Genomic DNA, 13,824 nt, shown 5'->3' on the forward strand with positions numbered 1-13,824 from the left:
GCATGGGAGTAACGTGATAAGGGAGCTGTCTCTGGGCACTAATTTTCGGAGGAGAGCACCTGGGGAGCCAGAGCCATACAATAGTATCGAGACAAGTGCCCGAGAGCACAAAACAGATATGCTTGGAGAGAAAACCTGTGATCCTAAAGAACTTCGTTTACAACCATAACTTCCAACACCCGCCGAACTCCATAGGACGTTGGCCGCCGGGGTGGGAACCGGTCGGAGGAAATGATGATACTACCTGGAAAAGGGTGGCTGAACAATCTTCCGACGGACGCTATTGCATGGTAATCTCAAATCCGACGCACGAGGGAAGGTGCGGCGTTCGAGAGGTTCCTCCTGTTACGATTGCCGTGAATCCCGGAGAGAGGTGGCGAGTTGAAGCCCGGATTCGATTAGCAGTTGCGGGGAAGGTGTACATGGCAATACATTTCTACGACGAAAGTGGAAATGTGGTGGCGCAGATACGAGAGGAGTTTGATGTTTCCCAGCACATGGAGGTTTACGGTTACGAATACTCAGTACCTCCTTTGGCGGTGCAGGGTTTGTTGGAGATTGGAATAGAGGAACCTAACACGCTTTGGATAGACTGGGTTGCCAAGGTCAGGAAAGAGACAGATTCAGAGCAACTGGGGGAGAATCAGGATGTCTGTAATGCTATTCATGCCGGCGGACAGGGGTTATTTGATAGCGGGAAAGACCAGTGCTTTGTTGTATTGGTTGAGCGGCCTATTACGGGCAATCCAAGGATTGAGTTGGGAAGATGCTTAACTAGCCTTGGGGGGAGAAAAAAAGAACGTATTACCTTTTATCCGGGCGACCAAAGCGTAGAGTTCGGTGAGGTATTCCTGAGAAGCACGGGCAGAATCATCTTGGAGTTTTCTATAGGCGAGGATAATGTTTGTATTCGGCTAGATTTCCCTGCAAGTGAAATAAGGTTTGCTCTTGATTCGCCTCTGCGCTTAACTCGCAAAGGGTCTCCGTTAAACATTGAAGTTATTAACCCAGGTAGAGAACCGTTTTGTTACTGTCTGCTTGTGGTCGGTGAAGTGAAGGCTACTCGGTCTAGGAATAAACTCGATTGAGCGGCGTTCTTCATGGCGGTCTTCAATTTACAGAATGACGAGCTGGGTAGCGGTAACACTTTTGCTTATCAGCACGTAATGTACACCAGGTCGAATGTTCTTAGACCTGGGAGGGACATTACTTGGAGGTCGGAATAGTAGGCATCGGAGCCTGGGGAGCTAATTATGTCAGGGTGTTTGGGGAAATACCCGAGGTCACAAAGATACACTGCTTCGATTTGGACAGGATGAGGTTAGGTGAATTAGAGCGTCAGTGGAAAAAGGTCAAGGCATCGGATAGCTTGCGGGATATATGGCACAATCCCCAAATCAGCTTGGTAGTTATTGCGACCCCGGCGAGGTTCCATTACTCGCAGGTTCGAGAGGCCTTGATCAACCGCAAGCACGTGCTGGTGGAAAAACCTTTTGCCAACAACTACGAAGAAGCAAAGGAATTGTTCGATATCGCCGCCGAGCGGGGAGTGGTCCTGAGAGTTGGTCATATTATGCTGCACAACCCCGCGTACAAGAAGTTGAAAGAGTTAGTAGTGTCCGGAGATCTCGGCTACTTATCTTACTTGCGATTTGAACGAACTCATCTAGGGGTGGTTAGAGAAGATGTAGATATATTGGATGATTTAGGGCCTCATGACTTGTCCATGTTGCTGGATCTGACCGGAGAATGTCCGGATGAGGTTTGGGCTAAAGGTATGGGCGTTGTGGGCCGGAAGGGGCTCGATTCGGTTATCATGATGCTGTTGTTTCGGTCAGGGTTGTATGCCTACCTGTATTTCAGTTGGCTGGAACCGCTGAAGGTTCGCAAGTGTGTGGTCGTAGGAAACAAAAAAATGGCGGTATTCGATGACATGGAACCCACTCACAAAGTAAGGGTCTACGATTATGAAGTAGCTCAGAACTTTCAAAAACAGCCCGGGAGGTTTTATTACTCTTGTGGAAACATAGTGTGTCCTTTTGTTGATGGTAAAGAACCCTTAAAGGAACAGTGTCTCGAGGTACTTCAGGCCGTAAATTCTGGGAAAACCTATAACCCTGAACTGCCTCTGATGGTACAGGCGGTTATGGACGGAGCTCGCTATTCTTTGGTTCGGGGTGGGCAAGGTGTGGATATTCGCTGTTTATTGAATGAATGCCACAGCTGAAACAAGCGAACAACAGAAAAGAGTGTGTGCGTATGAACAGCGCCTGGGGCAAGTTTCAAATTCTAGGACGGAAAAAGGAGGGAGGGGAAGACAATTATTCCGATAACCAGGCCGTTAATCGGGGAAGAAGAAAAAATGAGGGTGTTAGAAGTTCTTGATTCGGGTGAACTTGCTCCTGGGGACTGGACCAGACAGTTCGAAGACAGCTTTGCCGAGTACCTGGGCATGAAACACGCGGTGGCAACTTCGTCGGGAACAGCGGCTTTACAGGCTGCCGTAGAAAGTGTAGGCCTGGTCCGGGGTGACAAGGTATTTACCACGCCGTTTACCTTTATATCTACGGTGAGTGTTTTGGTAGCCTGCGGTTTGGTGCCGGTATTCGTAGATATCGATGGTGAAACGTACAACCTTGATCCCGAGAAATTGGCTGAAGCAATGGAAGAGCATCCGGAAGCCAAGGGAGTGATGGTCGTTCACCTTTACGGGTTACCCGCAGATGTCAACACTATCGCGGAATTGGCCGAAAAAAGAGGTATGCTGGTTATTGAAGACTGCGCTCAAGCTCACGGTGCCCGCGTAAAAGATAGGCATGTGGGAACCTTTGGCAAAGCTGGGGCTTTCAGCTTTTACGGAAGTAAAAACATTACTACAGGAGAAGGAGGGATGGTAGTCACCGACGATGACTTGCTGGCAGAGAAGGTACGCATGTTCATCAATCACGGGCAAAGAGAGCGGTATCATTACGAGGTTTTAGGGTACAATTTCCGAATGAGCAATGTTAATGCTGCAATAGGTCTTGAACAAGTGAAAAAGCTCGACTTCATCAACCGAAAACGCAGAGAGAACGCCGCGTATTTCAATCGACACATTGACAACCCGCTTGTGCTTCTTCCCAAAGAGCCTGAAGGGTACTATCATGTTTACCACCAGTACACGGTTAGAGTTATGGGCGACAGAAACCGCTTCGTGCAGCATCTTGTTAATAACGGGATCGGTTGCGGGATCTACTACCCGTCTTGTCTAACGGAGCAGCCGATCTTCCAGCGCACAGGTTATATAGATACTGGAACCGACATCGCCAGGGAGGCGGCAAGGCAAGTGGTGTCCCTGCCCGTTTATCCCGGATTGGGTTTAGAGGAACTGGAAAGGATAGTGCTGGCTGTGAACAGCTATAGGGAGTGACGGTCAGTGAGCAATGCATCAGTACATCCTTCGGCAGAGGTGTCTCCCCAGGCGACAATAGGAGAGGGCAGCTTGATCTGGAACCAAGTTCAGATACGAGAAGACGCAGTTATTGGTGAGAACTGTATTATCGGTAAGGACGTTTACATTGATAAAGGAGTGAGAGTAGGTAACCGGGTGAAAATTCAAAACGGGGTGTCTGTATACAAGGGAGTCACTATCGAAGATGATGTTTTTATCGGCCCGGGCTGCGTTTTTACTAATGATCGTTACCCACGCGCCTTTTCCTCGGACTGGGAAGTCGTTCCGACAGTAATAAAGAAAGGCGCGTCCCTGGGAGCCAATTGTACTGTCGTCTGCGGCGTAACCATCGGTGAGTATGCGGTAGTTGGGGCAGGATCTGTCGTAACCAGGGATGTACCGGACTTTGCCCTGGTATTTGGCAACCCGGCACGAGTAAAAGGGCGTGTATGTTTGTGCGGAAGGGTCCTGAAACGGAGACGGGGAAGGACTCCAGTTCATGAGAGGCGAACCTGCTCGAAGTGCGGTCGCCTTCCAAAGGCTAAACCGACTGAGCCCGTGTCAAATGGCTAACGCTCTAGAGTCGGTGCCTGTAAAGAGAACGGGCTTAACGGCCCGTCCTCTTTAGCTCGATTTCCCATTCATGTGGGGAATGCGAAAGAACGTTAACTTCTAAACCTTGTGAGCGTGCAAACCTGGTTACGTTTTCAAAGGCCACTTGGGCCGACCCTATGACTCGCAAATCGGTAGCTCCTTTGTCCAAGCTTTTCTTAACTTTCAACACCGGCAAAGGGCAACTCAATCCCCTGACATCGAGAGTTTCCATTTCTTATACCTCCTCCCGGTAAGCCCAGCCGATAAGGCTTACGATGAGAATACCGGCGATGACGGCTATTTCACCGAACCCGGTAGGACCTTTGGGGCTGGCTGCCAGCATGAAATTGTGGGCGACAGCCGCGCCTGCGACCATGCCTGCTACCGCGACAGCGGCATCCATGTCTCCTTCACTGGCCATTACGATCTGGCGCAGGGGACATCCGCCCAGAAACACCGCGCACTGCCCCAGTAAAAACAGGCCCAGAAAGTTAAAGATGTGGTTGGTATGGGCCACCGGTTGGTTCGCGAAGCCGAGGTTGAACTTGCCAAATACTATGTTAAGTATCAGAGCTGTAACTAGGATGCCGCCGTAGGCGAGAAGCATTCCGGTTTCTCTAATAAGGAAGAAATCTCGAAAGCCTCCGCTCAGGCACAACCTGGCCCTTTGAGCGAGGAACCCTATAACCAGACCTGCGGCTAACGCGATCCATATGGGGGCGTGCATGCTGCCGGGTCCTTCTTTACTAAAGAATAGGGGTCCACCCGCTTCCGGGTTGAAGTTGATTCCGGCCACGAGTAGGAACAGCATCACCGTTACCAGTGCAACGAAGAGGTACCCTCCGGCCTGCGTAGTTGGTTCCAGCCTGGCGGCACCCAGGTTGAATCCTTGGCGCAGGAAGAATACTCCCCAGAGCACGCCCGATACGAAGCCGAACAAACCGACTACTGCATTCAAATCCCCGCCGCTTATCCGTAGGATGTCGCGCAAGGGGCAGCCGAGGAACATGAGTGCCCCGATCATCATGAACATTCCCAGGAAAAACCGGACGAATGGAGCAGATCCCCCGCGGCTTCTAAACTCGCGGGCTCCTAAAGCCGTAACGAACGCCCCTAACGAAAGTCCCAGGATCTCCGGACGCATGTACTGCACTACACCTGCTCGATGCAGGCCCAGACTGCCGGTGATATCCCGCAGGAAACAGGCGATACACATGCCCATGTTGGCGGGATTTCCAGACAAAACCAACAACACCGCCAGCCCACCGATTACAACTCCGGTCACGGCAAACAACAACTTTTCCCTCTGCAACCTTAAACCGCCTCCTTGTTATAGTTGTAACGACAATCACACTTCATCATAATTCGTCACACATGGAAATTTCCCTGCATGATATTGATAACTTAATGTTATATATAAGACCCTAAGGCCGTATTACTTCTGTTGGGATGATAGAAGAGAGGTGGCAGCGAACATCGAATTTGGCGTGGAATTGTCGACGAGTAAGAATCGAAGCATCTCAGGGCTCGGACAGGTCGTGGGACTAAAAAAGAGGTGATGGCTGAAGAAAATTGAAAAGAGAGACAAACTGGAGTATAATCAACCTAGTACGTAAGCCGAGGCCTTTACCTTAAAAGTAGGGGTAAAGGCTTTTTGTGTACCGAAATTAGATATGCCGCGCTAGACGGGGAGGTAGCGGTGCCCTGTAACCTGCAACCCGCTGTAGCAGGGTTGAATTCCTGAGCTGAGGGCATACCTTGTGGGGTCTGGCCTGGGTAAGTGGCGAAGAAGTTTGGGTCCTGCGCAACAGGAGGTCCTGAACCGTGTCAGGTCCGGGAGGAAGCAGCACTAAGGGATTTTTCTTGTGTGCCGCAGGGGAGCCTGGATGGAGTTAACTGCCCGGGTAACGCCCGGAAGGTCTGTTCGAAGCCAGGTGCGCGGCATTAATTATTGAAAAAAGCGAGGTGGGCTATACAAGACTCACCTTTTCTTGTTTTGACTTTGGTTCTTCGTCATCGAGTCTATCGAGAAGGAAAACGTGACTTTCTTATCGAAAGTCGTTTGTGCGAGAGGTGGGATTATGGCCCAGTTAGCCCTGTACAGGAGTCTAAGGCCGCAGAGGTTCGATGAAGTGGTGGGACAGGAGCAAACGGTGAGAGCCTTGAGAAATGCTGTGCAACAAGGCCGGGTCTCCCATGCCTATCTCTTTTGTGGGCCGCGGGGCACAGGTAAGACCAGTGTCGCTAAGATACTGGCCAAGGCTGTTAACTGTGTCGAGCCGGTCGATGGAGAGCCTTGTAACCGTTGTGCTTCCTGCGTGGATATCGCGAGTGGAAGCTTTATGGACGTAATCGAGATCGATGCTGCTTCCAACCGCGGCATCGATGAGATCAGGGACTTGAGGGAAAAAGTAAGGATGATGCCAGCGCAGGGCAAGACCAAGGTGTACATAATCGACGAGGTACACATGCTAACCACGGAGGCGTTTAACGCTCTTTTGAAGACTTTGGAGGAGCCCCCGGAGTCGGTCGTATTTGTTCTCGCTACCACGGAGCCTCAGAGAATACCGGCCACTATCCTATCCCGTTGCCAGCGTTACAATTTTCGCCGCTTATCCCAGACTGAGATACTGGAGAGACTGAAAACGGTGGCCCAGACCCAGGGGATTGAGTCAGAAGAAAAGGCTTTAGAGGTCATTGCCCGTCGGGCCACCGGCAGCATGAGGGACGGGCTCAGCATACTGGATCAATGCCTGGCGTATGGTTTGTCTTCAATCACTTACCAGGATGTGTTGAATGTACTGGGGCTGGTGGACGACCGTTTTCTCAGTGAATTCTTCGGAAGCATAATGGAAGGAGATGCGGGCCTGGTCTTGACTTATATAGACCAAGCCGTGGCCGCGGGCAAAGAAGCCCTGCAGTTTGTTCGCGAGGTAGCTGATTACCTTCGGGATATGCTAGTGCTCAAGGCAGTAGGCCCTGGGGCTGAGCTCAGCCGCGTGGTAGGTGACGAGACTCTGTTGGAGCTCGGGCGCCAGGCTGAGAGCTTAGATACGGGGCTTATTCTAGAGGTCTTGAAAAGGGTAATGCAACTGGCGGGCGAGCTTCGCTTCAGTGAAAGCCCACGCTTTATAATGGAAGTTACTTTCTTGGAATTGGCCGGGTTGCTGGGGAGTAGAGACAAAGAAAAGGTGTCGGCGAGTTCGGCGATTGCACCCGTAAAAAAGGATTCGGCTAGAATCAAAGAAAAAGAGAAAATCGCATCGACCAAGGGCACAGAAGTCCCATGGGCGAAAGTTCTCGAGCGGGTTAGAAGCAAGAAAGTCACTACCTATGCTCTGTTGGCAGAAGCTCGATGCCTTGGTCTTAAGGACGGGCTTGTTCTGGTAGGCTTTAAGAAGGGATTTAAGTTTCACCGGGAGAGGATGGAACAAAAGGAAAACAAAGATATACTATCAAATGCATTGGAAGAAACCCTGAAACAAAAAGTTGAAGTTCAGTTCGTAATGCTGGGAGATAACCCAGAAGACGACCCTTTGGTAAGGAAGGCCATAGAAATGTTCGGTCAGGAAATGGTGGAAATCAAAGACTAGAGGAGGAAAGGAAATGGGTTTTGGTAGTTTCGGGAACCTGAACAAGATGATGAAGCAAGCGCAAAAAATGCAGCAAGAGATGATGAAACTGCAGGAAGAGTTGAAGGAGAGGACAGTCGAAGCATCGGCGGGCGGCGGAGCGGTCAAGGTAACAGTAACCGGCAGTCAGGAACTGGTTTCGATTTCAATTGCGCCGGAGGTAGTAGATCCGGACGACGTGGAGATGTTACAGGATCTGGTTCTGGCAGCTGTTAACGAGGGATTGAATAAGGCTCGGGAAATGGCAAAATCTGAGATGGCTAAGATTACAGGAGGGGTTACCCTTCCTGGGTTCTGACCCGGCCCGACGCCAGGCCACAGATGGACGCCGAATTGACACTGATGAATACTGATATTTTTATCAGACGCAGACCTTTATGACATCTGGCGGTGTCACCACTAGAGAATGAAAACTTCGGGTTCTCCAGCGGTAACCTAGAAAATCTTCAATTAAGGAAAATCTGTGTTCATCTGTGACCATCTGTGCGCATCTGTGGCTAGTTTTCGGGGCAGATTGACGCAGACGCTTGTTTATTGAGGGAGTCCTTGTGCTTTGGCGGCATATCAGGACTGGGAGCATGCACTAATAGGGAGTGCGTCAGCATCGAGAGTTTCATCTGTACCTATAACACATCGGCTTACACTCATCTCAATTCTAAGTTGTCTGTGTGCATCCTTAAACATCTGTGTTAATCTGTGGCTCACTCATGAGGACCTGCAGATGTGATGAACGCCAGTGGTTTTTAAAAACGCGGAGGAAAGAGAATGCGCCTGGCCAGACCTTTGGAAAAGCTCATAGATGAACTTTTAAAACTGCCGGGAATAGGGCCCAAAAGCGCCCAGAGGCTAGCCCTTTTTATCTTAAAAATGGAGCCATCAGAAGTGCGCCGTTTGGCTGCGGCGATGATAGAAGCCAGGGAAAAGGTGTTTCCCTGTTCGCGTTGTGGTAACCTGACGGACCAAGATCCCTGCTGGGTGTGTGCAGATGAAAAAAGAGATGAATCCGTGATCTGCGTGGTGGAAGAGGCGGGCGACGTGATGTCGATTGAACGAACAGGTTACCGGGGGCTTTACTATGTTCTCAACCAAGAGCCTCACCTCATGGAAGAAGGTGCTTTGGAAAAACTTAAGTTAGCAGGACTACTCGATATGGTTGACAAAGGGCGGGTGAAGGAGATAATTCTTGCCACTAACCCTACGGTGGATGGAGAATTAGTGGCCCGCTACATAGCAGGCATGGTAAAAGCCAAGGGGGTAAAAATAACCAGGCCTGCTCACGGCCTGCCGGTAGGAGGGGATATAGAGTACAGCGATGCTTTGACCTTGCGTAAGGCTTTGGAAGGCCGGCAAGAGATATAATGTGAATCGTGCAAATCGGGTGCAAAATGCAAAATGTGCAAAAGTGGGGACGGTTCCTATCTTGCATGATGGGGTAACGAAACAGAAGATCGGGATATGGGAGTATGAAAGTCAGATTCCGGGCATAAACATGGACTAGGGATGACATGCTTGATGGCCCGGAGGCGAAGGAGATTGATAAATCTCAAATACATTGTGGAACGCATCAAAGTCTTTCTTTTTCCTGAGGAAGAGCTGGCAATGAATAAGCCCGTACCTTTAGAGGATTTGTTGGCCCAGGCATACCAAGACTGGGTTGTGGCCCGGTTGCTTTTTGACGAGAACCAGGATCCGGACATGATTGACTTTACTATATACAACCTCAAAGCAGCAGAACATCGCTACTGTTATCTGTTGAAAAAAGCCAGACAGGAATACAATATCGATTGCGCTTACCATAGACAGCCCACGAACTCTTTTGAAGCAGGTCTTTTCCTTTAGCTGACGGAGGTGAGCGGGTTTGGAGACGGTAAACATTGTGATGGGGGCCTTTTTCCTGGCCGTAATCTTACTGATACTGGCTCAAGTTCTTTTACAGCCTATCAAACTGGTATGGAAACTTCTACTGAATTCTGCTATTGGTCTGGCGATGTTAATGGCATTCAATTATTTTGGGGGCTACTTCGATTTCAGTATACCGGTTAACATCATAACTGTTTTGATTGCCGGATTCTTGGGGATCCCAGGACTTATTCTTTTAGCCTGTTTTAAGCTTATCATTTAATCGAGCCAGTTTGAAGAAAAACAGCACAACCAGAAGCTCAATCGCCAGCAGGGCGATTTTTTTATGGCCAGAGCTCGCAGAAAGGGAAAGCATAGACTGAAAACCTTTTGGGTGGATAAATATGCGTAATATTTAGCAAATGAGATATATCATTGACGTCAATGTGAGATTATCTTATACTAAACAAATAGCATGAAATAACATTTATGTACTTTGTATACAAAAACTACAATGCATCCGTGCTTGGCATTTTGGGGGGTGTGAGTTCCAGCAATATTATTATGGAAAGAGTAGTCGAAGCTTATGTAGGCGAATATGCCAGCGGCAAGAGCGAAGTGGCCATCAACCGTGCTCTCGAACTGAAGGAACAAAGCTGGGAGGTAACCCTGGTTGACCTCGATACAGTGGAACCGTTTTATACTCTTCGGCCGCTTAAGGCCCTGCTAGAGAAAAAAGGAATAACGGTCGTGGGGTGGGAAGCAAAAGAGACCTTCGGATTGGGAGAGACCGGAGGCCTGATAAAGCCAGCGGTAAGGTGGGTGCTCAAACGTTCGGGGTGCATCATAATGGACATAGGTTATGGGGTTCACGGGGCTCATACCTTGAACCTAGTGGAAGGAGCTTATGATGACCCACATCTAAAGGTATTGGCGGTTGTAAACGTCGCTCGGCCTATGACCGCGACTGTGGGCGACATCATCGATTACGTGAAACACTTGGGACGGGTGGACGGGTTAGTCAGCAATAACCATTTGGGGAATGACACCACCGTCGAGTTCGTGGAACAGGGTCATCGCGTGGTGCTCGAAGCTGCGGAGTCCTTGGGTATACCGGTGGTTTGCGCCGCGGTCGATGAGAGGCTGCGGGAAGAAGTGGCCAAAATAGACTTCGCAGGGGTACCGGTTAGGTATATCAAGAGATATATGCCTGGTGCCATATGGTAGGCATTTTATCGCTAGGAAAATACCAAACTAAACATGATCGACAGGAGGTGCTTGATTGGTGGAAAAACCGATTACCGGAACTAAGAAAGCGTTCATGACTGGAAATGAAGTGGTTGCTTGGGCGGCTTTGGCGGCCAAAGCTGATATAATGTTCGGCTACCCTATCACTCCGCAAAACGAGATAATGCACTACTGGACCCGCTTGGCTCCTAAGTTCAACCGGGAATTTCTACAAACAGAGGACGAAATCTCCGCTGGTTTTACGGTGTGTGGAGCGGTACAGGCTGGTAAGAAAGCGTTTACTGCTACGGCAGGGCCGGGCAATGTCTTGATGCAAGAACCTTTCGGAATGGCGGAGGGAATGCGTTTGCCTACAGTAGCCATTATCCAGCAAAGAGGAGGGCCTTCGTCGGGCACGGTCGTGTATTCGCAGCAAGAAGTTACTTTAACTACATATGGGGGAAACGGAGAAGGCCACCGCATAGTGTACTCTACTTCTACGCATCAAGAGTTGTTTGACTACGTTATCAAGGCTTTCAACACTGCCTGGAAATATCGTTTCCCGACTTTTGTGCTGGGGGATGGATACCAGGCGAAGATGAGAGAACCGTTGGAGATATACGATCCAGAAGAAAAGGGAATAGAACTGGTGCCGGCGAAACCGCTGGTTGGACTCCCTGGAAGTATTGGGGACGAGCGCGAGCCTGCCCATCTCTGTAACATATACAGCCTGGAAGAAGAGCTTTATGAAGTCGTACTGAGGCTGGCCCAGGCGTATGAAGCGGTGGCGCCCGAGATAGTTGAATGGGATGAAAAGATGTGCGATGATGCGGAAATCATTGTTGTCTCCCATGGGGTAGTTTCCCGGGCGGCATATGATGCGGTCGGTATCCTGAGGGACGAGGGAATCAAGGTCGGGTATTTTAGGCCCATCACTTTGAGGCCGTTCCCAGAAAAGCAACTGAGAGAAGCCATTAAAAGGAGCGGGGCTAAAAAGATGCTCATAGCCGAGTCTTCTTATGGGCAGCTGATGAGGTTGGTCCGGCAAGAAATTTACGGTGAAACCATAGAAATTCATGGGCTTTTGATGCCGGGGCTTGGTATCGTGGATTCGGATATCGTGGCCAAGGCCAAGAGTTTGCTATAGAGAGGAGGTACAGCATGGCAAGCGTGCAACCAGCAATGCCGAAATCGTGGTATTTGCCGAGTAAACCGCACAAGTTCTGCCCGGGTTGTGGGCACGGCATCGTGCTGAAGGCTTTAGGGGAAGTGATCGATGAACTGGATATCCAAAACCGGGTGGTATTCGGGTGTGATATCGGTTGCTCTCTCTTATCGTGGAACTTTTTTGCGGTCGACAGCACCCAGACCCATCACGGAAGAACTACCCCGGTAATGGTTGGAATGAAAAGGGCTAATCCGGACTTGATATGCGTGGGTTATATGGGGGATGGAGGAGGATATTCTATTGGTTCCCAACACGTTCTCAATTCAGCGGTTCGCAACGAAAAAGTCACTTTAATTCTGGTGAACAACACCAATTATGCCATGACCGGAGGACAGTTAGCTCCCACCACCCTGCCTGGGCAAATAACTGAAACGACTCCTTACGGGCGGGACGTTGCCAAGACAGGATACCCCACGCGGGGGCCGGAAATGCTGGCGGCCATTACCACAGACGGTGCTTACATTGCCCGGGGTACAGTGGCAAAGTTCCGCCAGATGAAGAATTTCATTAAACGGGCCGTGCAGAACCAGATGGAGGGTAATGGCTTTTCGTTTGTGGAATGTCTCTCGACTTGCCCTACCAACTGGAGAACAAACGCTCGACAGACGTGGGATTTTCTGGAGGACGAGATGGAAGCTTATTTCAAGGTCGGAGAACTGAAAAGCCCGTTTGGAAAGGGGGAAAAGTAAATGAGGCCGCTCACTAGAGTAGTTTTAGCCGGAGAAGGAGGTCAGGGGGTACAGGCGGTAGCGGAAATACTGGCTGAGGCAGCTTACAACGAAGGCAAACAGGCCCTCTATATTCCAAACTTTGGGCTCGAACAGCGGGGAGGCGTGTCGGTAGCTTTTATCCAAGTGGGGGATAAACGCATCGGAGCACCGAAGTTTCCTAAAGGAGATGTAGTGGTAGCCCTCAGCGGGCGGGCGGTTCTCAGGACGCACCAGTATTCTGGACCGAACACGATTTATGTTTATGACTCGTCATTCAAGCTAGAACACGACGATCTTCCCCCTGAAGCGCGTAGGATCCTCAGCATTCCAGCGTTGGAAAAAGCCAAGGAACTGCACCCGCGGGTGTTTAACATAGTAGTAATGGGGGCGGTCCTAGGATTCACTGACATCGTCTCGTATGAAGCTGCTAAGGAAGCGTTGGAAAAGCAGTTAGGCTACAAATTCCAAAAGGATCCCGGATTGAGAGACCTGAATTACCGCGCTCTCGACGCCGGGATCGAGTTAGCAAGAGAGGCTTCAAAAGGGGAGGAAGTACGCTATGCCTAAAGGAATTAGCCTTGAACCCATTACGACGGACATGGAAAAAGCGGTGTTTCATTTATTCCCAGCCCTATGCAAGGGGTGCGGGCTCTGCCGGGAAAAATGCCCGACTGGTACGATTGTATGGTCTGATACCTTAGGAGTGTATGGTACGCCAGCAGTTGAGCCCAAGGATATCGAGAGCTGCATCGCTTGTATGATCTGCGAACAGGTGTGTCCAGACTGTGCTATCAGAATAGATAGGAAGAAGAAAGAAAAGAAGGGCGCGAACTAGCCTGTACCTGTATGTAGGAAGAAATAGCCTGCAGAACCCTTGTTTTGAGCATAGATGAGCGTGGATTGCAGAAAAATTGTATTGAAAGGTTGTCTGTTCAAGAAGTATAATCATAATGCGGTAAAAACCTCTTGAAGCGTTGGGGACGCAAAGAGGAACACAAAATACAAAAAAATAATTTTGTTACTTGACTGGGTGGAGTACCGCATGCTAATATAAATCTTGCGCGCGGCGAGGCGCGCGGGGAGATCTTAGAAAACTGAACAGCGGAGCCTAGTGCTTATGAATACGAGGATGGCCAGAGTAATTCTGGGGCAAAGATAAGCAAG

16 protein-coding genes and 1 other RNA gene are annotated in these 13,824 nt (G+C 49.8%); 15 read left to right on the forward strand and 2 right to left on the reverse strand.

Translation table 11 applies throughout. From position 1 onward, the window contains the following. Positions 1–137: 137 nt before the first annotated feature. From HPY90_RS09495 to HPY90_RS09510, 4 genes are all read left to right on the forward strand, one after another. A complete protein-coding gene (locus HPY90_RS09495) occupies positions 138–1,088 on the forward strand; it encodes a hypothetical protein (protein WP_287193967.1) in 951 nt (316 codons plus the stop codon). Positions 1,089–1,210: 122 nt separating this feature from the next. After that, on the forward strand, positions 1,211–2,227 hold the full coding sequence (locus tag HPY90_RS09500; RefSeq protein WP_287193969.1) for a Gfo/Idh/MocA family protein: 1,017 nt from the start codon (positions 1,211–1,213) through the stop codon (positions 2,225–2,227). Between the two features lie 117 nt (positions 2,228–2,344). Beyond that, on the forward strand, positions 2,345–3,409 hold the full coding sequence (locus tag HPY90_RS09505) for a DegT/DnrJ/EryC1/StrS family aminotransferase (protein WP_287193993.1): 1,065 nt from the start codon (positions 2,345–2,347) through the stop codon (positions 3,407–3,409). A gap of 6 nt (positions 3,410–3,415) precedes the next feature. Beyond that, the gene (locus tag HPY90_RS09510; RefSeq protein WP_287193971.1) at positions 3,416–4,003 is read left to right on the forward strand and encodes an acyltransferase; all 588 of its coding nucleotides are present in this window, start codon (positions 3,416–3,418) and stop codon (positions 4,001–4,003) included. Between the two features lie 34 nt (positions 4,004–4,037). On the opposite strand, the gene HPY90_RS09515 is transcribed toward HPY90_RS09510, so the two are convergent. Together HPY90_RS09515 and yedE are read right to left on the reverse strand one after the other, a co-directional pair. Beyond that, positions 4,038–4,256 carry a sulfurtransferase TusA family protein gene (locus HPY90_RS09515; RefSeq protein ID WP_287193974.1) on the reverse strand — a complete coding sequence of 73 codons (219 nt, stop codon included), beginning with the start codon at positions 4,254–4,256 and terminating at the stop codon, positions 4,038–4,040. Between the two features lie 3 nt (positions 4,257–4,259). Then, complete coding sequence (yedE, locus tag HPY90_RS09520) at positions 4,260–5,336, reverse strand: YedE family putative selenium transporter (protein WP_013174244.1); 1,077 nt, start codon at positions 5,334–5,336, stop codon at positions 4,260–4,262. 364 nt (positions 5,337–5,700) lie between these two features. Between yedE and ffs the strand changes: the two genes are divergently transcribed. The 11 genes from ffs (at position 5,701) to HPY90_RS09575 (ending at position 13,495) form a co-directional block, all read left to right on the forward strand. Beyond that, positions 5,701–5,966: signal recognition particle sRNA large type (gene ffs, locus HPY90_RS09525), an RNA gene on the forward strand. A 139-nt stretch (positions 5,967–6,105) separates the two neighbouring features. After that, a complete protein-coding gene (gene dnaX, locus HPY90_RS09530) occupies positions 6,106–7,617 on the forward strand; it encodes a DNA polymerase III subunit gamma/tau (RefSeq protein ID WP_287193978.1) in 1,512 nt (503 codons plus the stop codon). Between the two features lie 13 nt (positions 7,618–7,630). Then, positions 7,631–7,954 (forward strand): YbaB/EbfC family nucleoid-associated protein, encoded by a 324-nt coding sequence (locus HPY90_RS09535; protein WP_013174246.1) that lies wholly within the window; start codon positions 7,631–7,633, stop codon positions 7,952–7,954. A 467-nt stretch (positions 7,955–8,421) separates the two neighbouring features. Beyond that, positions 8,422–9,015: a recombination mediator RecR gene (recR, locus tag HPY90_RS09540; RefSeq protein WP_013174247.1), complete on the forward strand. Its 594-nt coding sequence runs from the start codon at positions 8,422–8,424 to the stop codon at positions 9,013–9,015. A 174-nt stretch (positions 9,016–9,189) separates the two neighbouring features. Further along, positions 9,190–9,495 carry a DUF2508 family protein gene (locus HPY90_RS09545; RefSeq protein ID WP_013174248.1) on the forward strand — a complete coding sequence of 102 codons (306 nt, stop codon included), beginning with the start codon at positions 9,190–9,192 and terminating at the stop codon, positions 9,493–9,495. A 19-nt stretch (positions 9,496–9,514) separates the two neighbouring features. Then, positions 9,515–9,778: a pro-sigmaK processing inhibitor BofA family protein gene (locus HPY90_RS09550; protein ID WP_013174249.1), complete on the forward strand. Its 264-nt coding sequence runs from the start codon at positions 9,515–9,517 to the stop codon at positions 9,776–9,778. 206 nt (positions 9,779–9,984) lie between these two features. Continuing rightward, entirely contained in the window at positions 9,985–10,722 is a 738-nt protein-coding gene (locus HPY90_RS09555; protein WP_013174250.1) for an ATP synthase, read from the forward strand. 55 nt (positions 10,723–10,777) lie between these two features. Next, positions 10,778–11,869 carry a ferredoxin oxidoreductase gene (locus HPY90_RS09560; protein ID WP_287193986.1) on the forward strand — a complete coding sequence of 364 codons (1,092 nt, stop codon included), beginning with the start codon at positions 10,778–10,780 and terminating at the stop codon, positions 11,867–11,869. A gap of 14 nt (positions 11,870–11,883) precedes the next feature. Continuing rightward, positions 11,884–12,639 (forward strand): thiamine pyrophosphate-dependent enzyme, encoded by a 756-nt coding sequence (locus HPY90_RS09565; RefSeq protein WP_013174252.1) that lies wholly within the window; start codon positions 11,884–11,886, stop codon positions 12,637–12,639. Then, complete coding sequence (locus HPY90_RS09570) at positions 12,640–13,227, forward strand: 2-oxoacid:ferredoxin oxidoreductase subunit gamma family protein (protein WP_013174253.1); 588 nt, start codon at positions 12,640–12,642, stop codon at positions 13,225–13,227. Continuing rightward, entirely contained in the window at positions 13,220–13,495 is a 276-nt protein-coding gene (locus HPY90_RS09575; RefSeq protein WP_287193990.1) for a 4Fe-4S dicluster domain-containing protein, read from the forward strand. Before HPY90_RS09570 ends, HPY90_RS09575 begins: the two co-directional genes overlap by 8 nt. Positions 13,496–13,824: the final 329 nt, after the last annotated feature.

The sequence above is a fragment of the Syntrophothermus sp. genome, assembly GCF_013314835.1.
In the GTDB taxonomy this organism is placed as follows: Bacteria; Bacillota; Syntrophomonadia; order Syntrophomonadales; family Syntrophothermaceae; genus Syntrophothermus; species Syntrophothermus lipocalidus.